At 44.8% G+C, this 25,260-nt stretch carries 25 protein-coding genes; 10 read left to right on the forward strand and 15 right to left on the reverse strand.

Annotated elements, in window-relative coordinates:
• Window positions 1–21: 21 nt before the first annotated feature.
• Window positions 22–1,059, forward strand: a complete 1,038-nt coding sequence (locus tag VNE01S_RS07140; protein WP_053395187.1) for a DUF3549 family protein — start codon at window positions 22–24, stop codon at window positions 1,057–1,059.
• Between the two features lie 3 nt (window positions 1,060–1,062).
• Window positions 1,063–1,362, forward strand: a complete 300-nt coding sequence (locus VNE01S_RS18865) for a DUF3301 domain-containing protein (protein WP_082331665.1) — start codon at window positions 1,063–1,065, stop codon at window positions 1,360–1,362.
• Here the strand turns inward: VNE01S_RS18865 and VNE01S_RS07145 are convergent.
• Complete coding sequence (locus VNE01S_RS07145; RefSeq protein WP_053395188.1) at window positions 1,310–1,828, reverse strand: GNAT family N-acetyltransferase; 519 nt, start codon at window positions 1,826–1,828, stop codon at window positions 1,310–1,312. The genes VNE01S_RS18865 and VNE01S_RS07145 overlap by 53 nt on opposite strands.
• Before the next feature lie 399 nt (window positions 1,829–2,227).
• Between VNE01S_RS07145 and VNE01S_RS19275 the strand changes: the two genes are divergently transcribed.
• Both VNE01S_RS19275 and VNE01S_RS07150 read left to right on the forward strand, forming a co-directional pair.
• Window positions 2,228–2,368, forward strand: a complete 141-nt coding sequence (locus VNE01S_RS19275; RefSeq protein WP_156309836.1) for a hypothetical protein — start codon at window positions 2,228–2,230, stop codon at window positions 2,366–2,368.
• 231 nt (window positions 2,369–2,599) lie between these two features.
• The gene (locus tag VNE01S_RS07150) at window positions 2,600–2,881 is read left to right on the forward strand and encodes a hypothetical protein (RefSeq protein WP_053395189.1); all 282 of its coding nucleotides are present in this window, start codon (window positions 2,600–2,602) and stop codon (window positions 2,879–2,881) included.
• A 143-nt stretch (window positions 2,882–3,024) separates the two neighbouring features.
• On the opposite strand, the gene sucD is transcribed toward VNE01S_RS07150, so the two are convergent.
• From sucD to sdhC, 8 genes are all read right to left on the reverse strand, one after another.
• Complete coding sequence (sucD, locus tag VNE01S_RS07155) at window positions 3,025–3,897, reverse strand: succinate--CoA ligase subunit alpha (RefSeq protein WP_053395190.1); 873 nt, start codon at window positions 3,895–3,897, stop codon at window positions 3,025–3,027.
• Window positions 3,897–5,063, reverse strand: coding sequence for an ADP-forming succinate--CoA ligase subunit beta (gene sucC, locus VNE01S_RS07160; protein WP_053395191.1), 1,167 nt, complete (start codon window positions 5,061–5,063; stop codon window positions 3,897–3,899). The genes sucD and sucC overlap by 1 nt, the downstream gene beginning before the upstream one ends.
• 193 nt (window positions 5,064–5,256) lie before the next feature.
• Window positions 5,257–6,456: a 2-oxoglutarate dehydrogenase complex dihydrolipoyllysine-residue succinyltransferase gene (odhB, locus tag VNE01S_RS07165; protein ID WP_053395192.1), complete on the reverse strand. Its 1,200-nt coding sequence runs from the start codon at window positions 6,454–6,456 to the stop codon at window positions 5,257–5,259.
• 28 nt (window positions 6,457–6,484) lie between these two features.
• Window positions 6,485–9,310, reverse strand: a complete 2,826-nt coding sequence (gene sucA, locus VNE01S_RS07170; protein ID WP_053395193.1) for a 2-oxoglutarate dehydrogenase E1 component — start codon at window positions 9,308–9,310, stop codon at window positions 6,485–6,487.
• A 96-nt stretch (window positions 9,311–9,406) separates the two neighbouring features.
• Window positions 9,407–10,117 (reverse strand): succinate dehydrogenase iron-sulfur subunit, encoded by a 711-nt coding sequence (locus tag VNE01S_RS07175; protein WP_053395194.1) that lies wholly within the window; start codon window positions 10,115–10,117, stop codon window positions 9,407–9,409.
• Between the two features lie 18 nt (window positions 10,118–10,135).
• A complete protein-coding gene (gene sdhA, locus VNE01S_RS07180; RefSeq protein ID WP_053395195.1) occupies window positions 10,136–11,902 on the reverse strand; it encodes a succinate dehydrogenase flavoprotein subunit in 1,767 nt (588 codons plus the stop codon).
• Window positions 11,903–12,247, reverse strand: a complete 345-nt coding sequence (sdhD, locus tag VNE01S_RS07185; RefSeq protein ID WP_053395196.1) for a succinate dehydrogenase, hydrophobic membrane anchor protein — start codon at window positions 12,245–12,247, stop codon at window positions 11,903–11,905.
• A complete protein-coding gene (gene sdhC, locus VNE01S_RS07190; protein ID WP_053395197.1) occupies window positions 12,241–12,633 on the reverse strand; it encodes a succinate dehydrogenase cytochrome b556 subunit in 393 nt (130 codons plus the stop codon). Before sdhC ends, sdhD begins: the two co-directional genes overlap by 7 nt.
• A gap of 394 nt (window positions 12,634–13,027) precedes the next feature.
• Here sdhC and VNE01S_RS07195 point away from each other — a divergent pair, with 394 nt between their 5' ends.
• Window positions 13,028–14,317, forward strand: a complete 1,290-nt coding sequence (locus tag VNE01S_RS07195) for a citrate synthase (protein ID WP_053395198.1) — start codon at window positions 13,028–13,030, stop codon at window positions 14,315–14,317.
• Between the two features lie 63 nt (window positions 14,318–14,380).
• Here the strand turns inward: VNE01S_RS07195 and VNE01S_RS07200 are convergent, their stop codons facing one another.
• Window positions 14,381–15,139 carry a Nif3-like dinuclear metal center hexameric protein gene (locus VNE01S_RS07200; RefSeq protein ID WP_053395199.1) on the reverse strand — a complete coding sequence of 253 codons (759 nt, stop codon included), beginning with the start codon at window positions 15,137–15,139 and terminating at the stop codon, window positions 14,381–14,383.
• A gap of 135 nt (window positions 15,140–15,274) precedes the next feature.
• Here VNE01S_RS07200 and VNE01S_RS07205 point away from each other — a divergent pair, with 135 nt between their 5' ends.
• The gene (locus VNE01S_RS07205; RefSeq protein ID WP_053395200.1) at window positions 15,275–16,027 is read left to right on the forward strand and encodes a DUF1853 family protein; all 753 of its coding nucleotides are present in this window, start codon (window positions 15,275–15,277) and stop codon (window positions 16,025–16,027) included.
• A gap of 79 nt (window positions 16,028–16,106) precedes the next feature.
• Here the strand turns inward: VNE01S_RS07205 and pgm are convergent, their stop codons facing one another.
• On the reverse strand, window positions 16,107–17,753 hold the full coding sequence (pgm, locus tag VNE01S_RS07210) for a phosphoglucomutase (alpha-D-glucose-1,6-bisphosphate-dependent) (RefSeq protein ID WP_053395201.1): 1,647 nt from the start codon (window positions 17,751–17,753) through the stop codon (window positions 16,107–16,109).
• Between the two features lie 89 nt (window positions 17,754–17,842).
• A complete protein-coding gene (gene seqA, locus VNE01S_RS07215; RefSeq protein WP_053395202.1) occupies window positions 17,843–18,385 on the reverse strand; it encodes a replication initiation negative regulator SeqA in 543 nt (180 codons plus the stop codon).
• A 141-nt stretch (window positions 18,386–18,526) separates the two neighbouring features.
• On the opposite strand from seqA, the gene VNE01S_RS07220 reads away from it, so the two are divergent.
• The 3 genes from VNE01S_RS07220 to fldA all read left to right on the forward strand — a co-directional run bounded on the left by VNE01S_RS07220 (window position 18,527) and on the right by fldA (window position 20,185).
• Window positions 18,527–19,291: an alpha/beta fold hydrolase gene (locus VNE01S_RS07220; RefSeq protein WP_053395203.1), complete on the forward strand. Its 765-nt coding sequence runs from the start codon at window positions 18,527–18,529 to the stop codon at window positions 19,289–19,291.
• 93 nt (window positions 19,292–19,384) lie between these two features.
• Window positions 19,385–19,606: a DUF2788 domain-containing protein gene (locus VNE01S_RS07225; RefSeq protein WP_053395204.1), complete on the forward strand. Its 222-nt coding sequence runs from the start codon at window positions 19,385–19,387 to the stop codon at window positions 19,604–19,606.
• 45 nt (window positions 19,607–19,651) lie between these two features.
• Entirely contained in the window at window positions 19,652–20,185 is a 534-nt protein-coding gene (gene fldA, locus VNE01S_RS07230) for a flavodoxin FldA (RefSeq protein ID WP_053395205.1), read from the forward strand.
• Window positions 20,186–20,242: 57 nt separating this feature from the next.
• Here fldA and VNE01S_RS07235 read toward each other — a convergent pair whose 3' ends face one another.
• A complete protein-coding gene (locus VNE01S_RS07235; protein WP_053395206.1) occupies window positions 20,243–20,746 on the reverse strand; it encodes a DUF4442 domain-containing protein in 504 nt (167 codons plus the stop codon).
• Window positions 20,747–20,946: 200 nt separating this feature from the next.
• Here VNE01S_RS07235 and fcrX point away from each other — a divergent pair, with 200 nt between their 5' ends.
• Complete coding sequence (gene fcrX / locus VNE01S_RS07240) at window positions 20,947–21,396, forward strand: ferric iron uptake transcriptional regulator FcrX (protein ID WP_053395207.1); 450 nt, start codon at window positions 20,947–20,949, stop codon at window positions 21,394–21,396.
• 120 nt (window positions 21,397–21,516) lie between these two features.
• On the opposite strand, the gene glnS is transcribed toward fcrX, so the two are convergent.
• Together glnS and nagE are read right to left on the reverse strand one after the other, a co-directional pair.
• Window positions 21,517–23,187 (reverse strand): glutamine--tRNA ligase, encoded by a 1,671-nt coding sequence (glnS, locus tag VNE01S_RS07245; protein WP_053395208.1) that lies wholly within the window; start codon window positions 23,185–23,187, stop codon window positions 21,517–21,519.
• Between the two features lie 262 nt (window positions 23,188–23,449).
• A complete protein-coding gene (gene nagE / locus VNE01S_RS07250) occupies window positions 23,450–25,021 on the reverse strand; it encodes an N-acetylglucosamine-specific PTS transporter subunit IIBC (protein WP_053395209.1) in 1,572 nt (523 codons plus the stop codon).
• Window positions 25,022–25,260 lie beyond the last annotated feature (239 nt).

Consider the following 25,260-nt stretch of genomic DNA (forward strand, 5'->3'; position numbering starts at 1 on the left):
GAAAGTTAGGACTATTCTCTAATGGAAAATATACATACCCTCACCCAACTGCTGACGAACAGTGGCTGCCAATATCAGGTCTACGATCTAGGTCGTCGCATAAGGCACATCGAGCGTAAAGCCTTTGCTGATGTTGAAAAAGGACAACTTCCTTACCCGTTTCCGCTCCAGCGTAAAGCCCATTTAGCCATTGCGTATTGGAATGAACAAAATCAGCCTTGGATTTGGTTCCTGAAGTTTGAGTTAGATGAACGAGGCTTACTTAAACAATCAGATATTGGTAACTTCCTCAAATATGTTATCGAGGCGATGGGAACGCGTATCAGCCAAGAGATGACAGGAGAGCAACAACAAAAGTTGTCTAATAACCCTTATACATTCAAGCCTTCTGAAGACAAGATGGCGGTCTTTCATAGCCAAATAAGAGCGCAACTCAACCTGTCATGCAGCCAATATTATGAACACGCACAACACTACTTCTCCGGTGGTTTAGGCTGGGATAAATGGCAAACGGTTGGGCTGCAAGGCGTCACCGATATCTGTGCTCGGTTAGGACAAGAGCAAAACGGCGTCAATATTCGTCGTGCTCTGCATCACTTACCTAACGAGCCACTTTATGCTCTATTAGGTGCATTGGAGCACACAACTTTACCTGAAAAGCTTGCCCAACGAATTGCAGAATTAGCCACAGAACAGATAGAAAGCTCTGACCCAGATATTTTCCTGCTTGGCGCACTGATTCGAGCACTGTCTGGCGCGGATAGCTCTATTTCCTTGCCTGTACTGGAGAGTGTTCTTGCCTCACCAAGACTCAGTCATCAAGAAGTATTGATTGGAGTGGCAGGCCGATGCTGGCATCTGCTTGCAAATCAAGACATGGCTGAACATTTTTTACTTCGTCTCGCGCAAACAGGAAATCAGGCACTATTCAATCAATTGTTTGCCGACTTGGTGATGCTACCCGAGCTACGTATGGTACTGCTTCCATTACTCCACTCCAATCCTTCACAAGAGCTTTCGGCTGCGCTTATTTCACTACAACAAACAACCAAAGGGTAAATAATGATTAGTGACCTTTTCGCAATAATCGCGCTGGCTTTTGTCTGCTTTCTATTTTGGCAGCAGAGGCGTCAAGCCGAGTTGGCAAAATTAATGGCTTCAAAAAAGTGTGAGCAACTAAATTTGCAGCTTATTAGCGTTGCCTTAAAAGGTCACAAACTCAAAACGCCAGACGGTGTCTGGCGTTGGCATTCCGTGTATGAGTTTGAATTTTCTTCTTTGGGCGACGACTGTTATCAGGGTACGTTAACTATGCAAGGATTCCACCTGATGACGTTTGATGTTCCACCACATCGGATGTGAATCGAAATTCATCGTAAAAACCAAAAGTATCACGTTTATTCGCTACCAGCTGAAATCCCAGTTTTTTAAGTAGCTTGATAGACGGTTCATGACCGTGGTTCACCGTTGCCATCACTTGAGTTAAATTTAAGTCTCGTACGGCGCGGTTAAAGAAAGAAACCAAAACTTCACTGGCGATCCCTTTCCCCCAATACAATTTATCGAATATATAACCCAGCTCCGGTAAACCATCTAAATTAGAGATAAATACGTGGCCCATATAATCGCGTGTTCGACTGTCGAGGACGGCCCTGGCATAAATCGTTTCATCGTGGAGCATACGTGAGAAGAGCTGTTTCGCAGCAGAAACCGTATGAGGCCCATTCATTTGAGCTCTATTTTTAGCGCAGCAATTCAAAAGTAAGAAGTCTGATTGTAACGACTCGTTATAGGGTACCAATAACGAACGGCGAGTCACTATTGTCATAAGACATCCTTGTAAACAGCGAGCTGTTTATTGTTTATAAAAACAAAGCCAAAAAGTTACACCAACCGATAGATGTTGTTATTGATCTAGATTGCATCTAGTTATTGTTATAAGAATAATTAAGAAAGCCCCGACACTTGCGTATCGGGGCTATAGTCTTACTCGCAGCAGTCCGGCTACAAAAATGCTCCTTGCATCTTCCTTAATAGCGACTGAGTCCTTCAGTACATTCCTTACTTCGCCTTCCTAGCGGTGTCCTAATCTTCCTGAACGCTAACAATCCCCGTCAGCACACATCACTTGTTCCTTGAGCGGTGTCCCTTGTATCATCCTGATACAGTCCTGCCTCATCCTCGAGGTGTCCATCGCACTCCTTTGTCACTGACATCCTATCAGTGAATGCATCCGTACAATGTCCTTTGCTCCATGCTGGTCAACGATCCGAGTCAACCACATCTTCTTCCTGAAGAGAACCAAATCCTTGGTGAGTTCCTGTTCCGTGTCAGCATCCTTCCGACACCGTTTAATTTACCTGAATAACTGCGTCAGACAATGCACTGCAAGTTAAGAATTAATAAAACAATGATTTAACAATAGAAAATATACAACAAAATCAAAATCTTATGCAAAAATCATTGATATTCATTATTGCAATTTCCCTTTTATCTTACGCCTAATGTAAGAGATCTCTCACAGGGTGTTGCCGTATTTTCCATTCGCTAAATGAAAGTTTGAGCAGTATTATTGGAAAAAGCGCGAATCGGAGGTCATATGCTTACACAAGATGTTAGCCAAGAGCTAAAAGAAGTACTTGAACAACTGCAAAAAGAAGGAAAAGAGCCAACGGTCGCTTTGGTCAAAGCACGGTTAACCACTCAAGTACCCATGCCTGCTCTTATCACAACAATTAAAAGTTGGAAGAGCGTACATCGCATTCCCAAAGTAGAAGTGGCAGCAAACACGAAGGGTGAATCAGACAGAATCGCTGAATTAGAAAAACAGGTGGCGGACTTGACTAAAAGATTGGCTGTATTAGAAGCGAAGTTGAATTAGAAAAAAAACAGCCTTACAACAATGCAGGGTATCTATCGCTGAGTGCTGTTGCTCAACTACGCTAAATGACAATCATTGATGGACCCAAAAACAAAAGGCTTGGCAAACTGCCAAGCCTTTATAATTTTTACTCGGTGGTTAAATTACCAACCAGTAACTTCGCGTAGACCTTGACCGATCTCTGCTAGAGATTTCACAGTCTTAACGCCTGCTGCTTCAAGTGCTGCGAATTTGTCTTCAGCAGTACCTTTACCGCCAGAAATGATCGCACCAGCGTGACCCATACGTTTACCTGGAGGAGCAGTTACACCCGCGATGTAAGAAACAACTGGCTTAGTCACGTTCTCTTTGATGAACGCTGCAGCTTCTTCTTCTGCTGTACCACCGATTTCACCGATCATAACGATCGCTTCAGTTTCTGGGTCTTCTTGGAACAGTTTTAGAATATCAATGAAGTTTGAACCTGGGATTGGGTCACCACCGATACCAACACAAGTAGACTGGCCAAAACCTTCGTCAGTAGTCTGCTTAACTGCTTCGTACGTCAATGTACCGCTGCGAGATACGATACCTACTTTACCTTTCTTATGGATGTGACCAGGCATGATACCGATCTTACACTCATCAGGAGTGATAACACCCGGGCAGTTAGGACCGATCATGCGAACGCCAGTTTCTTCTAGCTTCACTTTCACGTCGATCATATCTGTTGTAGGGATACCTTCAGTGATTGTTACGATTAGCTCGATGCCCGCATCAATCGCTTCTAGGATTGCATCTTTACAGAAAGGTGCTGGCACGTAGATGACTGTCGCTGTTGCGCCAGTTGCTTCTACTGCTTCGCGTACTGTGTTGAATACAGGTAGGCCTAGGTGAGTTTGGCCACCTTTACCAGGAGAAACGCCACCAACCATCTGAGTGCCGTATGCGATAGCTTGCTCTGAGTGGAACGTACCTTGACCACCAGTGAAACCCTGACAGATTACTTTAGTGTCTTTGTTAATTAATACAGACATTATTTAGCCTCCGCAGCAGCAACAACTTTCTGAGCAGCATCCGTTAGCGACTCAGCAGCAATGATATCAACATCAGAATTAGCAAGAACTTCGCGACCTAAGTCTGCGTTAGTACCTTCTAGACGAACAACAACTGGTACGCTTACGCCTACCTCTTTAACCGCACCGATAATACCTTCTGCGATCATGTCACAACGAACGATACCACCGAAGATGTTAACAAGTACTGCTTTCACGTTGTCATCAGATAGGATGATCTTGAATGCTTCTGCAACACGCTCTTTCGTCGCGCCGCCACCTACGTCTAGGAAGTTAGCTGGTTTGCCGCCGTGTAGGTTTACGATATCCATCGTACCCATTGCAAGGCCCGCACCGTTAACCATACAGCCAACGTTACCATCTAGTGCTACGTAGTTCAGTTCCCACTGAGCTGCGTGCGCTTCGCGCTCATCTTCTTGAGATGGATCGTGCATTTCACGTAGCTTAGGCTGACGGTAAAGTGCGTTTGAGTCGATGTTGATCTTGCCGTCAAGACATAGCAGGTTGCCTTCGCCAGTGATCACAAGCGGGTTGATCTCTAGTAGAGCAAGGTCGTACTGAGCGAACATAGTGCCAAGACCCATAAAGATCTTAACGAATTGTTTGATTTGGTCGCCTTCAAGACCAAGTTTGAATGCAAGCTCGCGACCTTGGTAAGCTTGTGGGCCTACGAGTGGGTCGATTGCTGCTTTGTGGATTAGCTCCGGCGTTTCTTCCGCAACTTTTTCAATTTCCACACCACCTTCTGTCGAAGCCATGAAAACAATCTTACGGCTAGCACGGTCAACAACCGCACCTAGGTATAGTTCGTTAGCAATGTTTGAAGCTTCTTCAACAAGGATTTTTGTTACTGGCTGACCGTTAGCGTCCGTTTGGTAAGTTACTAGATTTTTACCTAGCCACTTTTGTGCAAATTCTTTTACGCCGTCTTTAGTGTCGTGAAGTTCAACACCACCCGCTTTACCGCGTCCACCAGCGTGAACCTGACATTTGACTACTTTCTTTTCAGTAGTGATGCGGCCAGCAGCTTCAAAAGCTTCTTGTGGCGTATCACATGCGTAGCCTTCCGGCACAGGCAATCCGAATTCTGCAAACAGCTGTTTGGCTTGGTATTCATGCAAATTCATTTTGATATTCCGTTTGTTTTTCCCTTAAGGGATTTATTATGTCCATAACGTTGCAGCGGTAACTGCGTGTACGTCTGTAGGGTGCTTCTCAAATAAGTCAATGTAGACTCAAATGAAGGCCAGACGTTGAGCAGTCTAGCCCTGGGAATTTTTGACGTCTAGCCAACGTGGTTAGCTAGACGTTTTAGCGATATTAAACGTCTAATAGCAGACGTGCTGGATCTTCTAGTAGCTCTTTAATCGTTACTAGGAAGCCCACTGACTCACGACCATCGATTAAACGGTGATCGTAAGATAGCGCTAGATACATCATTGGCAATACTTCAACTTTGCCATCTACTGCCATTGGACGCTCTTGGATCTTGTGCATACCAAGAATCGCTGATTGTGGCGGGTTGATGATTGGCGTAGACATTAGAGAGCCAAAAACACCACCGTTAGTGATAGTGAAGTTGCCGCCCATTAGCTCGTCTACGGTTAGCTTGCCGTCACGACCTTTGATCGCTAGCTCTTTGATGCCTTTCTCGATGTCAGCGAAACCTAGCGTGTCACAGTCTTTTAGTACTGGTGTTACTAGACCACGTGGCGTAGATACCGCCATGCTGATGTCGAAGTAGTTGTGGTAAACAATGTCATCGCCATCGATAGACGCGTTTACTTCTGGGTAACGTTTCAGTGCTTCAGTTACTGCTTTCACGTAGAAAGACATAAAGCCCAAGCGGATACCGTGACGCTCTTCGAACTGGTCTTTGTACTGCTTACGAAGATCCATGATTGGCTTCATGTTAACTTCGTTAAATGTCGTTAGCATTGCAGTATTGTTCTTCGCTTCAAGCAGACGGTTAGCCACTGTCTTGCGTAGACGAGTCATTGGAACACGCTTCTGGCTACGAGCTGCTGCAGGCGCTTCAACTACTGGAGCCTCTGCTTTAGCTGGCGCTTTCACTAGGTGTGACTCGATATCTTCACGAGTAATACGACCACCGACACCTGTGCCTTTCACTTGGCTCGCCTCAAGGCCGTGCTCAGCTAGAAGACGACGAACAGCTGGGCTTAGTGCGTCATTAGTTTCTTCTGTTAGCGCTGCTTTGTGGCGTTTGTCTGGAGAAGCTTCTGTACCTTCAGTCTTGTCTGTCGTCGGTTCACCCGCAACTGCACCAGGCTTAAGTTTCGCTAGAAGCTGTTTAGAAAGTACTGTCGCACCCTCTTCTTCTGTGATTGCTTCAAGTACACCTGCTTCTGGAGCTGGTACTTCTAGAACCACTTTATCTGTTTCGATATCAACCAGTACCTCATCACGCTCTACTGCTTCGCCTGGTTGTTTGTGCCATGTTGCTACCGTTGCATCTGCAACCGATTCAGGTAGATCTGGAACCAGAATTTCAATTGTCATATCTGTTTCTTCCTTTAACTTCTAGTTCTTAGTCTGAAGTTTTTGTATTCACGGTTAGTGCGTCTTCAACTAACGCTTTCTGTTGTTTCAAGTGTACTGACATGTAGCCTACTGCAGGCGATGCTGATGCTGGACGACCAGCATATTTGAGGTCAGCACCTGCTGGAATTGCAGCACGGAAATTGTGCTGGCTACAGTACCAAGCACCTTGGTTTTGAGGCTCTTCCTGACACCAAACGAAATCTTCAACATTGGTGTATTGCTCAATCGCTGCTTTAACGTCTTCCATCGGGAATGGGTATAGCTGCTCGATACGAACAATCGCCACATCGCCTTGTTCGTTGTTACGACGCTGCTCTAGAAGGTCGAAATAAACCTTACCCGAACAGAACACAACGCGTTTCACTTTCGCAGGATCCAAGTTATCCACTTCAGGGATTGCAGGTTGGAAAGTGCCTTCTGCCAGTTCTTCAAGTGAAGAAGTACACAGAGGATGACGTAGTAACGATTTAGGAGACATCACCACAAGTGGACGACGCATCGGTCGCACAACTTGACGACGAATCATGTGATAAACCTGTGCAGGCGTTGACGGTACAACCACTTGCATATTTTGTTCAGCACACAATTGTAGGTAACGCTCTAGACGTGCAGAAGAGTGCTCAGGGCCTTGACCTTCATAACCATGCGGTAGAAGCATCGTCAAGCCGCATAAGCGAGCCCACTTTTGTTCACCAGAAGAGATAAACTGGTCAATCACAACCTGTGCGCCGTTGGCAAAATCACCAAATTGTGCTTCCCAAAGCGTTAGGCCTCCAGGCTCAGCAGTTGCGTAGCCGTACTCAAAGGCCAGTACAGCTTCTTCAGACAACACTGAGTCAAAGACTTGGAAAGGGCCTTGTTTATCGTGAATATTCGCGAGAGGAACATAAACACTTGCGTCGTTTTGGTTATGCAGTACTGAGTGACGGTGGAAGAAAGTACCACGACCCGAGTCTTGACCAGAGATACGGATACGTTTTCCGTCATCGACAAGCGTTGCATAAGCAAGTGTTTCAGCCATACCCCAGTCAATCGCCTTCTCACCGCTCAGCATCGACATACGATCGTTATAAAGCTTGTTTACGCGGCTTTGAAGCTTATGGCTATCAGGGTACTGACAAACGCGTGAACCTAATTCGAGTAGACGCTCTTTATCAAACTGGCTTTCCCATTCAGAATCCCAGTCGTGACCTAGGTATGGTGACCAATCAACAGAGTGCATGGCCATCGGGCGCCACTCTTTCACCACAACTTCACCATGATCAAGAGCATCACGATACTCATTAACAAGCTGAGTTGCGGTATCAATACCAAGTACATCGCGCTCAATCAACACGTCGGCGTATAGCTTACGTGGCGTCGGGTGCTTCTTGATTTTTTGGTACATCAGAGGCTGAGTCGCATTTGGCTCATCCGCTTCGTTGTGACCATGACGGCGGTAACATACCAAGTCAATCACTACATCGCGCTTAAATTCGTTGCGATAGTCCAGTGCGATTCGAGTTACGAAGGCAACCGCTTCTGGATCGTCAGCGTTAACGTGGAAAATTGGTGCCTGTACCATCTTAGCGATATCGGTACAGTACATGGTTGAACGCGTATCACGTGGGTTCGAGGTTGTAAAACCAACTTGGTTGTTTACAACGATACGAACGGTACCACCTACTTCGAAGCCTCGGGCTTGAGACATGTTAAATGTTTCTGCCACAACACCCTGACCAGCAATCGCTGAGTCACCGTGAATAGTAATAGGAAGTACTGTGCTACCATCTGTATCACCCAGACGGTCTTGACGGGCACGGACAGAACCAATAACTACTGGGTTTACAATCTCTAGGTGAGATGGGTTAAACGCCAGTGCCAAGTGAACATTTCCACCTGGGGTAGCAAAGTCAGCAGAGAAACCTTGGTGGTACTTAACGTCGCCTGTACCCCATGTTTCGTCGTGCTTGCCTGCAAACTCATCAAACAAGTCTTGTGGCTTTTTACCAAGAACGTTAACCAGCATGTTTAAACGACCACGGTGGGCCATGCCGATAACAACTTCACGCATACCACTTGTACCTGCATGACGAATCAGTTCTTTCGTCATCGGAATGAGCGCATCACCACCTTCAAGAGAGAAACGCTTAGCACCCGGGAATTTCGCACCTAGATAACGCTCTAAACCTTCAGCTGCAGTTAGCTCGTCTAGGAAGGTGTGTTTTTCTTCTTGAGTAAAAGATGGCTGACCCACTACCGATTCAAGACGTTGCTGAATCCAACGCTTTTGCTCGGTATCCGTCATGTGCATGTATTCTGCACCAATCGAACCACAGTAGATTTTTTTCAGAGACGAGTAGATGTCTTTCAGCGGCATCGTTTCTTGACCGATGGCAAAAGAACCTACATTGAAGCTTTCTTCGAGGTCATCTTGGGTAAGATTGTGGAATGCAGGTTCTAGCTCCGCCACAGTTGGGCGCTGCCATAAACCTAGAGGGTCAAGCTGTGCCGCTTCGTGTCCACGGAAACGGTAAGCATTGATTAATTGAAGTACTTTAACTTGTTTAGCGTCGACATCTGGATCACTAACTTGGACACTGTAATGCTTTGTTTCTTGAGCGAGTCGTCGGAAGTAGTCACGGACACGCGAATGTGGTTGTTCTGCCACTTGTTCTGAAGGTTTAGGTAAACCCTCAAAAACGCGTTTCCACTCCTCACTTACCAGATCGGGATCACTTAGATACAGTTCGTAGAGGTCCTCTACATACGTTGCATTGGCGCCAGCCAAGTGTGAAGACTCGAGCCATGCCTTCATCACGCCGTTGTGCATATTTTCCCTTAACCAGTAGTTTTCACGTTTGCTTCGGTCTTTGCCGAGCTATTAAGAGCCGGCTACACCATCGTAACCGGCAATTTTTTATTTCATTTAAACCGAACGATTTACCAGCATGGTCTTAATATGACCAATGGCTTTCGTTGGGTTTAGTCCCTTAGGACAAACACTTACACAATTCATGATGCCGTGGCAACGAAAAACGCTAAATGCGTCATCAAGATCTGATAAACGTTCGTCTGTAGCAGTATCGCGGCTATCAATTAACCAGCGGTACGCTGCTAGAAGACCAGCGGGACCGATAAATTTATCCGGGTTCCACCAGAATGACGGACAAGATGTTGTACAACATGCACACATAATACACTCATACAATCCATCTAAATGTGCGCGCTCATCCGGAGTTTGCAGATTCTCACGAGATGGCGGTAATGCACCGTCGTCAATCAAGAATGGCTTCACTTTCGTATAGTTATCGTAGAACTGTGTCATATCAACGATAAGGTCTCGAACAACCGGAAGTCCAGGTAGTGGACGGATAACGATTTTATCACCCTGCAGCGCAGATAGAGGCGTGATACATGCTAGGCCGTTCTTACCATTCATGTTTAAGCCATCCGAACCACACACACCTTCACGGCATGAGCGACGGAAAGAGATGCTTGGATCTTGCTCTTTAAGCAGAATCAACGCATCCAATAGCATCATGTCAGAGCCTTCGTCTACTTCTAGCGTGTAGTCTTTCATGTAAGGCTTTTGGTCGACATCCGGATTGTAGCGGTACAAAGAGAAATTCAGTTTCATAATCTTAGCCTCCTTTCCTTAGTACGTACGTGCTTTTGGTGGGAACGCTTCACGATGAACAGGTTCCATGTTTACATCGCGCTTCGTCATCGACTCAGTTTCCGGATTGTAGATCGAGTGACATAGCCACTGCTCATCGTTACGATCTGGGAAGTCAAAACGAGCATGCGCACCACGGCTTTCTGTACGGTAGTTCGCCGCTACCGCTGTGGCAAATGCTGTTTCCATCAAGTTTTCTAGTTCCAAACACTCAATACGCTGTGTGTTGAACTCTGTCGACTTGTCTGCAAGGTGTGCGTTATTCAAACGCTCACGAATCACTTTTAGCTCTTCTAAACCTTTCGCCATTGCATCACCTTCACGGAATACCGAGAAGTTGTTTTGCATACATTGCTGTAGGTCTTTACGAATTTGCGCTGGATCTTCACCGTCAGTGCTATTTTCCCAGCGGTTGTAACGCTCAAGAGAACGCTCAATGTCAGCGTCTGTTGCTGGTTTAGCGTCAGCTTGCTTAAGAAGCGTTTCACCTAGGTGTAGGCCTGTTGCACGACCAAATACAACCAAGTCTAGTAGTGAGTTACCACCAAGACGGTTAGCACCGTGAACAGATACCGATGCGATTTCACCACAAGCGAATAGGCCTTGGATCTCAACATCAGCGCCGTTCTGATCTTGCTTAATAGCTTGACCTGACACTTGAGTAGGAATACCACCCATCATGTAGTGACATGTAGGAATTACTGGAATCGGCTCTTTAACTGGGTCAACGTGTGCAAACGTACGAGATAGCTCACATACACCTGGTAGACGAGATTCAAGTGTCTCTTTACCTAGGTGATCCAGTTTTAGTTTAATGTGTGGACCCCAAGGACCATCACAACCACGACCTTCACGGATCTCTATCATCATAGAGCGAGCAACAACGTCACGACCAGCAAGATCTTTAGCATTTGGAGCATAACGCTCCATGAAGCGTTCACCGTCTTTGTTTAGTAGGTAACCACCTTCACCACGACAACCTTCAGTCACTAGAACACCTGCACCAGCAATACCTGTTGGGTGGAATTGCCACATTTCCATGTCTTGCATTGGTACGCCAGCACGTAGTGCCATACCAACACCATCACCAGTATTAATGTGCGCATTAGTCGTTGAAGCGTAAATACGGCCTGCTCCACCTGTCGCTAAGATTGTCGCTTTAGATTTAAAGTAACAAACTTCACCGGTTTCCATGCAAAGTGCAGTACAACCTAAAACAACGCCGTCTTCGTTTTTCACGATATCGAGTGCATACCACTCAGAGAATACGGTTGTTTTATGCTTAATATTTTGTTGGTAAAGCGTGTGTAATAGCGCGTGACCAGTACGGTCAGCTGCTGCTGCTGTACGCGCTGCTTGTTCGCCACCAAAATTCTTTGACTGACCACCAAATGGACGTTGGTAAATACTACCATTATCAAAACGAGAAAAAGGAAGGCCCATTTTCTCTAGTTCGATTACCGATTCTGGACCATTCTTACACATGTACTCGATCGCATCTTGGTCACCGATATAGTCAGAACCTTTAACGGTATCGTACATATGTTGTTCCCAGTGGTCTTCATGCGCATTACCTAGCGCAACTGTAATACCACCTTGAGCAGACACGGTATGCGAGCGAGTTGGGAAAACTTTAGATAGCAAAGCACAAGATAGGCCTTGCTCAGAGATTTGTAGTGCAGCACGCATGCCTGCACCACCAGCGCCGATTACTACGGCATCAAATTCACGAACTGGAATAGACACTTACGCACCCCACAAAACAAATAGACCAGAGAAGAAGTAGCCAAGCAACACAGCAATAACGCCTAGTTGAAGACCGCCACGAAGCATAGCGCACTTGATGTAGTCAGTAAGGACTTGCCATAAACCTATCCACGCATGGATAAGAACTGAAACTAGCGCCAGCATTGTGAAGACTTTAGTGAAGGTGCCACCAAAGAACTGAGTCCAAGATACGTAAGAAATATCTGTGAAAGCACAAAAGCTCACCAGATAGATTGTATAAAGTGTCATGATGATCGCCGTAGCACGAATCAGTAGGAAATCGTGTACACCGTTACGACCAAATGATGAAATATGTTTTACCACACCAAAACCCCCGCTAGTAGTGACAGAACGGCTGTCGCTGCGAATGCAACCTTAGCGCTCATCGCGCCAGATTCCAGCTCTTCAAAATGACCTAGATCCATCAGGAGGTGACGAATACCACCAGCAATATGGTAGGCCAAAGCCGTTAGGATGCCCCACAAGATAAACTTCACGAAAAATCCATCGACAATATCGACAGCTTGCGCGAAACCTACCGGAGAGGTTAAGGAAATGGATAGTAACCAAAGCAAAATTCCGACCGCCACAAACGTAATTACACCGGATACACGGTGCAAGATAGATGCGATTGCTGTGATCGGAAAGCGAATGGTCTGTAAATCTAAATTAACAGGTCTTGACTTTCTTTCTTTCACGGGCTTGCTCACTCAGCTCCATTGAGCATTTATTGTTATGAACGAATTTTGGTTGCAAACCAACAAAAGTTAACACTTATTTAACATTTAACACCTAAAAACTGCCAAGTATTTTGTAAAATATTTGTTAACAACAAGGATTAAAACGACACCTCACTTTTGTTTCAAGCCTTGAATTTATTAGGTTTCCACCAAAATTTACTGCGCCACTATACGGCTGGCAACATTCTAATACAATTGATGTAACAATTTTTGCTACACAGGGCAGGTTTTTAGAGTTACGTGTTCAAAAAATCATAACAAGTGCACACATCAGAGGAGATAAATTGACTTTGATAACGAATGCACGTACAAAAATGTCACACAAACATCCTGGACGGATTAATAATAAACAAAGGAGATTGTTATGGCGGATAAGAAAGCGACCCTTCATGTTGAAGGCCAAGCGCCAATCGAACTGCCAATTATGGAAGGTGCTCTAGGCACGCCTGTAATTGACGTTCGAACACTGGGAGCAAACGGATTTTTCACTTTTGACCCAGGTTTTCTTGCCACTGCATCTTGTGAATCTCAAATCACCTACATCGACGGTGGTAAAGGTATTCTACTACACCGCGGTTACCCGATTGATCAGCTAGCCAATAACGCTGATTACTTAGAAGTTTGTTACATCCTTCTTTATGGTGAAGCCCCTACTCGTGAGCAATACGAGCAATTCAAAGTTACTGTAACTCGTCACACTATGGTGCATGAGCAAATCGCAAGCTTTTTCCACGGCTTCCGTCGCGATGCTCACCCAATGGCAGTTATGTGTGGCGTAGTTGGTGCACTTGCAGCGTTCTACCACGACTCACTCGACATCCACAATGATGAGCACCGTGAAATTGCTGCTTACCGACTACTATCTAAGATGCCTACTTTGGCGGCCATGTGTTACAAATACTCTGTAGGCCAGCCATTTATTTACCCAAGAAACGATTTAAGCTACGCAGAAAACTACCTGCACATGATGTTTGCTAATCCATGTGAAGAGTACGAAGTAAACCCTGTTGTTGCACGCGCAATGGACAAAATCTTTACTCTACACGCGGATCACGAACAGAACGCATCAACCTCTACAGTTCGTCTTGCTGGTTCATCTGGCGCGAACCCATTCGCATGTATTGCCGCGGGTATCGCATCCCTATGGGGCCCAGCGCACGGCGGTGCTAACGAAGCATGTCTGAAGATGTTGGAAGAGATTGGTAGTGTTGAAAACATTCCAGAATACGTTAAACGTGCAAAAGATAAAGATGATCCATTCCGCCTGATGGGCTTTGGTCACCGCGTTTACAAAAACTACGACCCACGTGCAACAGTAATGCGCGAAACATGCCACGAAGTATTGAAAGAGCTGAATATCAACGATCCACTGCTTGACGTAGCGATGGAACTTGAACGTATTGCTCTGTCTGATGAATACTTTGTATCGAAGAAACTTTACCCGAACGTAGACTTCTACTCAGGTATCATCCTTAAAGCGATTGGTATCCCTGTTTCTATGTTTACGGTTATCTTCGCGATTTCACGTACTATCGGTTGGATTGCTCACTGGAACGAAATGCACAGTGACCCACTAAACCGCATTGGCCGTCCTCGTCAGCTATACACTGGTGAAGAACAGCGTGACTTCAAACCAATGCATGAGCGCGAGTAACTACGTCCTCATAAACTAAAAAGGTTGGCCAATGTGCCAACCTTTCTTTTTTATTACAGACTATTAAACCGGATTATCGATATCGATAAACGTAACCTCTAGTCCATGCTCTCGTGACAACCACTCGCCTAGAGCCTTCACTCCATAACGCTCGGTGGCATGATGCCCGGCAGAAAAGTAGTGAATGTCCATCTCACGCGCTGTGTAAGTAGTGCGCTCAGAAATTTCTCCCGAAATAAATGCATCCAAGCCATTTGCGACAGCAAGCTCTATATAGTCTTGACCACCACCCGTACACCACCCTACGGTTTCGATCAGCTTGTCTTCATTTTCTGGTGCAATGTGCAAAGGAGCACGATCCAGTACTTGAGTAATTTTGTGTGTAAACTCTTTGCCTGTCATTGCTCGCTTTAATCGGCCAAACATAGCCACCGACTGTGGATGTCCTTCCAAGCCGCCCTCTACTTCAATATCTAGTAGTCGCGCTAGTTCTGCGTTGTTGCCTAGCTCTGGGTGGACATCTAAAGGCAGATGATACCCGAACAGATTGATATCATTTTTAATCAAGGTGCGAATACGCTTTCCTTTCATCCCGCGGATCGGCTCTGGCTCTCCTTTCCAAAAATAGCCATGGTGAACAAGTAACGCATCAGCTTTGAGCTCTACAGCTTTATCTATCAAAGCCTGAGATGCTGTAACCCCCGTGACAATACGCTTAATTTCTGGGTTGCCTTCCACTTGCAAACCATTGGGCGCATAATCTTTGAACAGTTGAGGAGATAAAAGGTCGTTTAGTACTTTTTCCAGCTGTAAATTATTCATTGCTACTTCCGCTTACTTCGCTTTTAACAAAGTGTATTCTAATGAACAACTTGATGCTAGATGCAGTACCAAATGGTTACAATGACAAGTGATTAACATCGAATTCTCAAAAACTCAAAAAATACAGGACTCAAGATGAACCAACTACAACGCTTTTATAATTGGATCGCACAATCCCCTTCACTTTTTGAGTTAACCCCGCCATTTGTCTCGTTCGAAGATTTCAACATTAAACCTCTAAAAAACAGTGACTATGCAGGAAACCCTAGACTGGGTTTTTTATATCAGTACTTATGTACGGAGCTAATCACAGAAAGTGGACGTTACTCAGTCGTCCTCGATGAAGCGCAAATCAATCACGATAATGGACAAACACTTGGTGCTATCGACTTGGTGTTAAAAAATCATGAGTCTGGTCAGTTGGAACACTGGGAAGTCGCGATCAAATTCTACCTGCTACATCAAGGCACATGGTTTGGTCCCAACGCATATGATCAACTCGATAAAAAACTGGCTCGGATGCTAACTCACCAGCTAAAAATGAGCTCTTCTGCACCGTTTAAGAATCAATACCCCAACTTAGACAACTTAACAGAACACCTACTGCTGCAAGGACGCCTGTATATCAATCCCTTCCACGATGAACCAATCCCAAATGAATGCCTAGGTTTAGCACTGAATCCAAGTCAAATATCTGGGTTCTGGTGTTATCAAAGCCAATGGGAGCAAATTGGCGAAGAGCTATTTGAGCTAGATAAACCTTGCTGGGCAACGGGCATAACTGAGTTCAGTCAGCCAATCGAAAAGCCTCAAGGACGATTTGTTCACGCTCAAACGCGCCAAGGTCAATTTTGGTTTGTTGTACCAGACTCTTGGCCTAACCAGTAGCAGTGCGGGATTTCAGAAGCAAAAAAGGTTGGTGAACACACCAACCTTTCAATTATTTTTGTCTTAACTCGGCGTCTTTTTATAGACCTGCGTTTGCAAAGACCTGATTTACAATATCTTGTGCTTCCGCTTCGATCTGCTTCAAATGTTCTTCACCTTTGAAACTTTCACAGTAAATCTTGTAGATATCTTCTGTACCCGATGGGCGAGCCGCAAACCAGCCATTTTCAGTTGTCACTTTCAAACCACCGATTGCTGCGCCATTACCCGGAGCGTGGGTCAAACGTGCGGTAATCACGTCACCTGCAAGCGTATCAGCCGTTACCATTTCAGCTGAAAGCTTCTTCAATACTTCTTTTTGGGGACCATTGGCAACTGCTTGAATACGGTTGTACTGAGATTCACCGTGTTTCTCAGCTAACTCTTCGTAGTACTGTTGTGGGTTCTTACCAGTCACCGCTGTAATTTCAGCTGCTAGAAGACAAAGGATGATGCCGTCTTTATCCGTCGACCAAGGCGTTCCATCTTTACGTAGGAAAGAAGCACCCGCACTTTCTTCACCGCCGAAACCGAATTTACCCTCGTAAAGACCATCGACAAACCACTTAAAACCAACTGGGACTTCACACAACTCACGACCAAGATCTGATACGACACGATCAATCAGCGCACTTGATACCAATGTTTTACCAACTGCAACCTCTTTACCCCAACCATCACGGTGTCGGTATAGGTAGTCAATACAAACCGCTAAGTAGTGGTTCGGGTTCATTAAGCCTTTAGGCGTCACGATACCATGACGGTCATAATCTGGGTCATTACCAAACGCGAGATCGTAATCATCTTTCAGCGCCAACAAACCAGCCATCGCGTAAGGTGATGAACAGTCCATACGTACTACGCCGTCTTTATCTAAAGACATAAACTGGAATGACGGATCAACCGCTTCACTCACTAGAGTCAGATCCAAATTGTACGCTTTAGCGATTTGGCGCCAGTAATCAATACCACTTCCGCCTAGCGGGTCGACACCGATTTTCAGGTTCGCTTTTTGGATCGCTTCCATATCGATAACGTTAACCAAGTCTTCGATATATGGTTTCACAAGATCCTGCTCAATAAAGAGTTCAGATGCTTTTGCGTCAGACAGAGGCATACGCTTAACGCTGATCAGTTCTTCAGCAATTAATACATTGGCACGATCTTGGATCGCTTGAGTCAACTCACCTTCAGCCGGACCACCGTGCGTCGGGTTATATTTAATACCGCCGTCTTGTGGTGGGTTGTGAGAAGGCGTGATTACAATACCGTCAGCTTTGTCTTCATGCTTTAGGTTGTAGCTCAAGATTGCGTGGGAAATGCCTGGCGTTGGTGTGTAACCGTTATCTTCCTGAACGATGACTTGAACACCATTGGCAATGAGAACTTCTACGACACTCGCGAATGCTGGCTCAGACAAAGCGTGGGTATCTTTTCCTACGAACAACGGACCTGTCGTCCCATTTTCCGCTCGTACTTCAGCAATCGCTTGTGCTATTGCTAAAATATGATTTTCGTTGAATGTGGATTTATCCGCAGTACCTCGATGACCGGACGTTCCGAATTCTACTTTATGAGCTGGGTTTGATGGGTCTGGTTGAAGTAAGAAGTAATTAGATACCAGAGCAGGAATATTATGAAGATCCTGCTGCTGAGCTTTTTGTCCCGCGCGTGGGTGCATAGCCATTTTGACATCCTTTCTTTAAATAATTGAATTAAAAAAACCTCATAATACTGGAGTCATTCAGAGCATTATGAGGTTTAAATCAGACTTCTTTAAATCGAGTTAGCAACCTTTTCGGTCAAGTCAGCGGGGAGGCTCATCCGAGTCATTAGCTGTTCGACCATTTGTCTCTTCCGGCTCGTGTTATTGTTGGTTATAACCCAGAAAGGAGAACCTGGTATTGCCTTCGGCTTTGTCGTGTTGCCACTCTCTAATAAGGTCTGTTCATTATCTGCGAAGTAAACTCGCTTGCGACCTTTTACCTGAGTCGCTTCAGAAAAACCTGTTGGGTCGATGCGATGAAGTGTAGACAACACTAGCATAAATCGATCAATCGCTTTCTTCAGCCCTGCAAACTCATCTGAGATAAGCATTGAGCGCATCTCTTTAACGCTATCCACTTTTTCTTCTTTCGCGGCATCTCGGCTCACTACAATACCTTGTGGTTGAACCGGAATCACTGGTGCTGAAGCTTGATGGTTATTGCCATCAACGTCTAGTAAACGACGTAAAATATCAGACGCACTTTCACCAATGTGCTGGGTTTGACTTGCGATGTAACGGTATAGATCCTCATCAACCTCAATTGTTTTCATTCGCTTTTCACAATCTCTATGTTTAAACTCTGAGGGATTATATACCCAAGTAACCTCAAGATGCGAGTTTCAGATCCTGTATCTGAAGCAGAATGAAGCCTTTCTCAAGGCTCAACCTTAAACTGCTACGAATAAAATAAAATGTCACAACTGCTCAACTATAAAATCGAGGGTGAGGGTCACACCATCATTTTGATCCATGGACTGTTCGGTAACTTAGATAACCTTGGCTTGCTCGCCCGAGATTTACGCAACGATCATCAAGTTATTAGTATCGATCTTCGCAACCATGGCCAGTCTTTCCAAAGCGATGAGCACAACTACGAACTCATGGCTCAAGATGTCTTTGAGCTTGTTCAAGCTCTGGAGTTAAGTGCATTTACTGTCATTGGTCACTCGATGGGCGGTAAAGTTGCGATGAAACTCGCGGAGCTTGCTCAAGACCAGGTGAAACAACTTATTGTGCTGGATATGGCGCCAGTTCAATACACCCAAAGCCGCCACGATAACGTTTTTTCTGGCCTTAAAGCGGTAATGGCACAGAAGCCGACATCGCGTAAGCAAGCACTTGAAGTTTTAGCTGAGCATATTGAACTAGAAGGCGTAAGGCAGTTTTTAGGCAAGTCTCTCTATAACAACGGGGAGCACCTTACTTGGCGTTTTAACGTCGCTAGTTTGTGGGATAACTATTGGGAAATTCTTGGTTGGACAGCGATAGAAAAAATTTCGACCCCTACTTTATTTATTAAGGGGGGCGATTCAGACTATTTGACCAATGAACACCAAGTGGAAGTACAAAGGCAATTTTCTGCTGCAAAAGCGCATGTTATTGCAAATACAGGGCACTGGTTACACGCTGAAAAGCCAGCCGAAGTTTTGCGAGCAATACGTAAATTTATTGCATAAAACATAATGAGAGGTCCGTTGCAACCTGCCCGTTAACTTTATCTATTAACAGTGGTATAGTGCAGCGCAAGTATTTTGGCATATAGGGATTCCATGCTCTACGACTACATGAACATGCTCGAGTCTATTGGTCTCGATTTACTTTTTGCGTCTATCTTTTTCCTAATTGGTATGGCGATTAAGGATGTCCTCAAAGCAGGCAATGTTCCTCCCTTTGGTCGTCGCATAGTATGGCTGGTTCTATTCCTCGGCTGCGCTGGTTTTATTGCCAAAGGCATAATTCAAGTAAGCTGGGAAGGCACAGGGCTGGGTTAATCTCCTGTTTCGCCACAACAAGAAAATAGTAAAGGTAACGAATCTATGGCAAGTGTAGGTATCTTCTTCGGTAGCGACACAGGTAACACTGAAGCTGTTGCAAAGATGATTCAAAAACAACTAGGTAAACAGCTAGTTCACGTACAAGATATTGCTAAAAGTAGCAAAGAAGACATCGATAACTTCGATCTGCTACTACTGGGAATCCCAACTTGGTACTACGGTGAAGCTCAATGTGATTGGGACGATTTCTTCCCTGAGTTAGAGCAAATTGACTTTTCAACTAAGCTAGTTGCTATCTTCGGCTGTGGTGACCAAGAAGACTACGCAGAATATTTCTGTGATGCTATGGGCACTGTACGCGACATCGTTGAAGCCAAAGGCGGTACAATCCTAGGCTACACACCAACCGAAGGTTACGAGTTTGAAGCGTCTAAAGCACTTGTTGAAGGCGATGATAGTCAATTCGTTGGTCTGTGTATTGATGAAGACCGCCAACCAGAACTTACTGACGAACGCGTTAGCAATTGGTGTAAACAGATTCATGAAGAAATGTGCTTAGCTGAGCTTGAAGGCTAATCCGAACTCTTTGCTAAAAACCTCCGCTGTCGGAGGTTTTTTTATGCTCGCACTTTGCTAAGACGCTAGCTGTTCTTCACTTTCTTCTCGATATTTGGGCTTCTTACGAACATAAAGCTTTCTTTGTACCTCCGAGACGATATTTCCATGTTTATCTTTCACATGGGTAATAAACTCAGGAAAGCACTTATCACCGTTCGCGGTTTGACGCAGAATATCTTCTAGCTGCTCTTGAGAAACGAGAAACTCCGCAAACAAATCACTTTGCCCTGGCTTGATAAAGTTAATGCTCGCTTCCTTATCCCAAACATAATACTGTTCGCCGAGAATCCCCATCAGCATCAATGAATACACAGGATCGGTCAGAGAAAAGATACTTCCTCCGTACTGAGTCCGGTTGGCATTTTTGTTCCACCAACGTAACTTCAGCTTCATTTGGACTTGCCTAAAGTCTTCACTAATAGCGATGATTTGAATGCCCGCTCCCCAAAAAGGCGGCCAAATATTAAGTGCAAACTTAACTAACTTCGGTTTGTAGATCTTATCCATCCACTTTCCCATACGAGTCGTCCCTGAATAAAAATGAGAAATGTTATGCAATTGTAACTGGTCAGAGCTGTAGTATCAGTGACGCAACACGGGTTTATCAAAAATCCAGAGTAACCCTTTGAAGTTCGTGGTTTATTGTTATTGTCTACTACCCTATAATGATAGGAATATTGAATTCTGTTAATTACTGCAGATCATCAACAGGAAAGTATATGTCAGATAACAATCAAGCGCTTAAGGATGCTGGTCTTAAGGTTACCCTTCCAAGACTGAAGATTTTAGAAGTACTACAGCAACCAGAATGCCAACATATTAGTGCTGAAGAGCTATATAAAAAGCTGATTGATCTAGGAGAAGAGATTGGTCTAGCTACTGTTTACCGCGTATTAAACCAATTTGATGATGCAGGTATTGTGACTCGTCACCATTTTGAAGGTGGTAAGTCGGTATTTGAACTGTCAACTCAACACCATCATGATCACTTAGTGTGCCTAGACTGTGGTGAAGTTATTGAGTTTTCAGATGATCTCATTGAAGAGCGCCAAAAAGAGATTGCCGCTAGGTATAATGTAACCCTGACTAATCACAGCTTGTACCTTTACGGTAAATGTGGAGATGGCAGTTGTAAAGACAACCCAGACGCACATAAACCTAAGAAGTAAGACATTTAAAGCGCTCAATGAGCGCTTTTATTTTATCTGTACTTTTTGAGCAATGTGATCAAGCAGAAACAAAAATGCCAGTCATAATGACTGGCATTTTATTACGTTAGCGAATCTTGCTTACTTAGCTTCGATTTTTGCCCAAGTATCACGAAGACCAACGGTGCGGTTAAAGACTAGAGCATCCGCTTTCGAGTCTTTTTCATCCACACAGAAATAACCTGTACGCTCAAACTGGTAACCTTTTTCCGCCTCTGCAGTTGCAAGACTTGGCTCTACAAAACCCTTCATCACAACTAATGAGTCTGGGTTGATTGTTTCTGCGAAGTTATCAGCTGCGGCTGGGTTTGGAACCGTAAACAAGCGATCATACAGACGGATTTCCGCTGGAAGACCTTTGTCTGCCGATACCCAGTGAATAACGCCTTTCACTTTACGGCCATCTGCTGGGTTCTTACCTAGTGTGTCTGCATCGTACGAACAGAAGATCGTAGTGATGTTTCCTTCTGCGTCTTTCTCGATACGCTCGGCTTTAATCACGTAAGCGCCACGTAGGCGAACTTCTTTACCCAGAACTAGACGTTTGTACTTCTTGTTCGCTTCTTCGCGGAAGTCTTCACGTTCAATCCAAACTTCACGAGTAAACGGTACTTCACGTTCGCCCATTTCTGGCTTGTTCGGGTGGTTGGCAACAGACAAAGATTCAACTTTTCCTTCATCGTAATTTTCAATCACGACTTTAATAGGATCAAGTACAGCCATCGCACGAGGTGCGTTTTCGTTCAGGTCATCACGGATACAAGACTCTAGAGAGCTCATCTCAATCATGTTGTCTTGCTTAGTCACACCAATACGCTTACAAAACTCGCGAATAGAACCCGGAGTGAAACCACGACGGCGCAGGCCAGAAATAGTAGGCATACGTGGATCATCCCAACCATTCACTAGGTTTTCTGTCACTAGCTGGTTTAGCTTACGCTTAGACATAACCGTATATTCTAGGTTTAAGCGGCTAAATTCATACTGGTGCGGCTGACAATCAATAGTGATGTTTTCCAATACCCAGTCGTACAAACGGCGGTTATCTTGGAACTCAAGAGTACATAGTGAGTGCGTAATGCCTTCTAGCGCATCTGAAATACAGTGCGTAAAGTCGTACATTGGGTAGATACACCACTTGTCACCCGTCTGGTGGTGGTTAGCAAAACGAACACGGTAAAGAACCGGATCGCGCATAACCATAAATGAAGATGCCATATCAATCTTAGCTCGAAGACAGGCTGTACCTTCTTCGAAACCACCAGCACGCATTTTTTCAAACAGTGCCAAGTTTTCTTCTACGCTACGATCGCGGTATGGGCTTGGTTTACCTGGCTCTTTAAGGGTACCGCGATACTCACGGATCTGCTCTGGACTTAGCTCTTCAACGTACGCTAAGCCTTTGTTAATTAATTCCACTGCGAAGCCGTACAGCTTGTCAAAGTAGTTTGATGAATAACAGATCTCACCATCCCACTCGAAGCCTAACCAGCTCACATCATTCTTAATTGACTCAACGTATTCTACGTCTTCTTTCTCTGGGTTTGTGTCATCAAAACGCAGGTTACACTTACCCTGATAGTCCTGAGCAATACCAAAGTTCAAGCAAATTGACTTAGCGTGACCGATATGCAGATAACCGTTCGGTTCTGGCGGGAAACGAGTATGCACGCTTGTGTGTTTACCATCCGCTAAATCTTTATCAATGATTTGGCGAATGAAATTCGATGGACGAGCTTCAGCTTCACTCATCTATAGCACCTCAATTGTTGTAGTATTGTTCAGAGAAATTTCTATTTGAGGGAGATACATCCCCTCAAAACACATATCGACTAATGATCCACAATTATGGGCATTTACACAACTAGAACTGATCTTTTATTCGTAAATAATCCAGAACGGCATGACAAGTAAGTCAGATATGCTTAGCTTTTCATCATTATTAGACTGTGCGACGTAAACAAAAAGCCTCCCGAAGGAGGCTTTAAACTCAATATGCTTATCTAAGCAACGATTAAGGCAGTTTTACATTGGTTAGATCTTCATTCGCGCCGATGGCTTTCATTTCGCCAGCAACGATTTCAGCTAGAGGACCTAAAATAACCTGTAAGTTATTTTCACCTAGTTTCACTACACCTTTAGCACCTAGTTTCTTCAGTACATCTTCGTTAGCGATAGAGCGATCTTTCAGAGTTAGACGCAAGCGTGTGATACATGCATCAATTGACGTTAGGTTCTCATGGCCACCTAGTGCTTTCAGGTATTGGCGAGCAAGTTCACCTTTGTCTGATTTAGCTGCTGGCGCTTCAGTTGCTTCACCATCATCTTCACGACCTGGTGATTTCAGGTTAAACGCGCGGATTGCGAAGCTAAATGTGAAGAAGTATAGAGCACCAAAGCCAAGGCCAACTGCACCGAGTAGTAGAGGGTTAGTTGCTAGACCGAAGTTCAACGCGTAGTCAATTAGACCAGCAGAGAACGTAAAGCCGTGCAGTGTACCCAACATGTTAGCAACAACCAGCGACAGACCAGTAAACACAGCGTGCATTGCATATAGAGCTGGCGCTAGGAACACAAACATGAACTCTAGAGGCTCTGTAATACCTGTTAGGAATGAACAGAAAGCAACTGAGAATAGTGCACCACCCACTTGACTACGTTTTTCAGCAGGAGCAGCAAGGTACATCGCTAGCGCAGCACCAGGTAGACCGAACATCATCACAGGGAAGAAACCATTCATGAATGCACCAGCAGACTTATCGCCACCAAAGAAGCGGTGTAGGTCACCAGATTTCACTGTTTCTGTCACTTCTTTCACTGTCGCAGTGATTTCAGGGGTTACTGAGTTAGCAAATTCAAACGTGTGAGTTTGACCAGCAACCAAAGTCTTCGCCAACGCAGGATCGACACATAGCTGTTGCATCGCAGGTAGAGCTTGACCAGCAGCAGAAGCACCCGTTACAAGCACTTCCTGACAGCTACCCATACCAAACCAGAAGAACGAGTTAAGTACGTGGTGAAGACCAACAGGAATAAGCGCACGGTTAAGAGTACCGTAAACAAACTGACCAATCGCGCCAGATGTTGAAATGCCATGTGCTAATGCATCCAGACCACCTTGAATAGTTGGCCAAACGATACCAGAAACAGCACCTACTACTAAAGCAAATAGGCCCGCCATAATAGGCACTAAACGCTTACCTGAGAAGAACGCTAACCATTCAGGTAAACGTGTAGCATGAAACGCGTTATATGAATGACCAGCAATAATACCGGCGATAATACCACCGAAGAATGACATGTTAACTGAAGCATCAATCGTTGACGCTGTTGCTGTTAGTACAAAGTACGCAACGGCGCCCGCAAGGCCAGCGGCACCTTGACCGTCTTTCGACAAGCCGATCGCAATACCCAGACCAAATAGCAATGGAAGATTAGAGAAAATTGAGTCACCCGCTTGCGCCATAAATGCGATATCAAACACATCTGGTTGGCCCAAACGCAGTAACAAACCTGCGATTGGCAAGGTCGCGATAGGAAGCATAAGAGCTTTACCTAACTTCTGCGCATATCCAAGAATATTCACCTTAAGTTCCCCCTATAGGATTTTGTATTTTGGTTGAGCTACTTTTTTTAGTGGCTCAATTTAGTCCTAATCAGTTTATGAGATTAATTTTGCCCCGCAAATTAAAAGGTCATCATTTGTGATCATAATCACCAGAAAGCACCAACGAACAAGGATTTTGCTAGCGAGATCATAAAACTTATTTTACAATACAAAAAATGACAGTTGTTCGATAAAATTTGCAGTATCCTCGAGATGTT

It is taken from the genome of Vibrio nereis NBRC 15637 (assembly GCF_001591105.1).
GTDB classification, from domain to species: Bacteria; Pseudomonadota; Gammaproteobacteria; order Enterobacterales; family Vibrionaceae; genus Vibrio; species Vibrio nereis.

Excerpts from the sequence above, each read along its gene's own strand:
- glnS (WP_053395208.1), bottom strand. The coding sequence starts at position 23,187 with ATGAGTGAAGCTGAAGCTCGTCCATCGAATTTCATTCGCCAAATCATT.
- VNE01S_RS19275 (WP_156309836.1), top strand. The coding sequence starts at position 2,228 with ATGCATCCGTACAATGTCCTTTGCTCCATGCTGGTCAACGATCCGAGT.
- sucA (WP_053395193.1), bottom strand. The coding sequence starts at position 9,310 with ATGCACAACGGCGTGATGAAGGCATGGCTCGAGTCTTCACACTTGGCT.
- pgm (WP_053395201.1), bottom strand. The coding sequence starts at position 17,753 with ATGGCTATGCACCCACGCGCGGGACAAAAAGCTCAGCAGCAGGATCTT.
- fldA (WP_053395205.1), top strand. The coding sequence starts at position 19,652 with ATGGCAAGTGTAGGTATCTTCTTCGGTAGCGACACAGGTAACACTGAA.
- VNE01S_RS07220 (WP_053395203.1), top strand. The coding sequence starts at position 18,527 with ATGTCACAACTGCTCAACTATAAAATCGAGGGTGAGGGTCACACCATC.
- VNE01S_RS07140 (WP_053395187.1), top strand. The coding sequence starts at position 22 with ATGGAAAATATACATACCCTCACCCAACTGCTGACGAACAGTGGCTGC.
- sucD (WP_053395190.1), bottom strand. The coding sequence starts at position 3,897 with ATGTCTGTATTAATTAACAAAGACACTAAAGTAATCTGTCAGGGTTTC.
- VNE01S_RS07195 (WP_053395198.1), top strand. The coding sequence starts at position 13,028 with ATGGCGGATAAGAAAGCGACCCTTCATGTTGAAGGCCAAGCGCCAATC.
- VNE01S_RS07225 (WP_053395204.1), top strand. The coding sequence starts at position 19,385 with ATGCTCTACGACTACATGAACATGCTCGAGTCTATTGGTCTCGATTTA.
- odhB (WP_053395192.1), bottom strand. The coding sequence starts at position 6,456 with ATGACAATTGAAATTCTGGTTCCAGATCTACCTGAATCGGTTGCAGAT.
- VNE01S_RS07175 (WP_053395194.1), bottom strand. The coding sequence starts at position 10,117 with ATGAAACTGAATTTCTCTTTGTACCGCTACAATCCGGATGTCGACCAA.
- fcrX (WP_053395207.1), top strand. The coding sequence starts at position 20,947 with ATGTCAGATAACAATCAAGCGCTTAAGGATGCTGGTCTTAAGGTTACC.
- sucC (WP_053395191.1), bottom strand. The coding sequence starts at position 5,063 with ATGAATTTGCATGAATACCAAGCCAAACAGCTGTTTGCAGAATTCGGA.
- seqA (WP_053395202.1), bottom strand. The coding sequence starts at position 18,385 with ATGAAAACAATTGAGGTTGATGAGGATCTATACCGTTACATCGCAAGT.
- VNE01S_RS07235 (WP_053395206.1), bottom strand. The coding sequence starts at position 20,746 with ATGGGAAAGTGGATGGATAAGATCTACAAACCGAAGTTAGTTAAGTTT.
- VNE01S_RS07145 (WP_053395188.1), bottom strand. The coding sequence starts at position 1,828 with ATGACAATAGTGACTCGCCGTTCGTTATTGGTACCCTATAACGAGTCG.
- VNE01S_RS18865 (WP_082331665.1), top strand. The coding sequence starts at position 1,063 with ATGATTAGTGACCTTTTCGCAATAATCGCGCTGGCTTTTGTCTGCTTT.
- VNE01S_RS07200 (WP_053395199.1), bottom strand. The coding sequence starts at position 15,139 with ATGAATAATTTACAGCTGGAAAAAGTACTAAACGACCTTTTATCTCCT.
- VNE01S_RS07150 (WP_053395189.1), top strand. The coding sequence starts at position 2,600 with ATGCTTACACAAGATGTTAGCCAAGAGCTAAAAGAAGTACTTGAACAA.
- VNE01S_RS07205 (WP_053395200.1), top strand. The coding sequence starts at position 15,275 with ATGAACCAACTACAACGCTTTTATAATTGGATCGCACAATCCCCTTCA.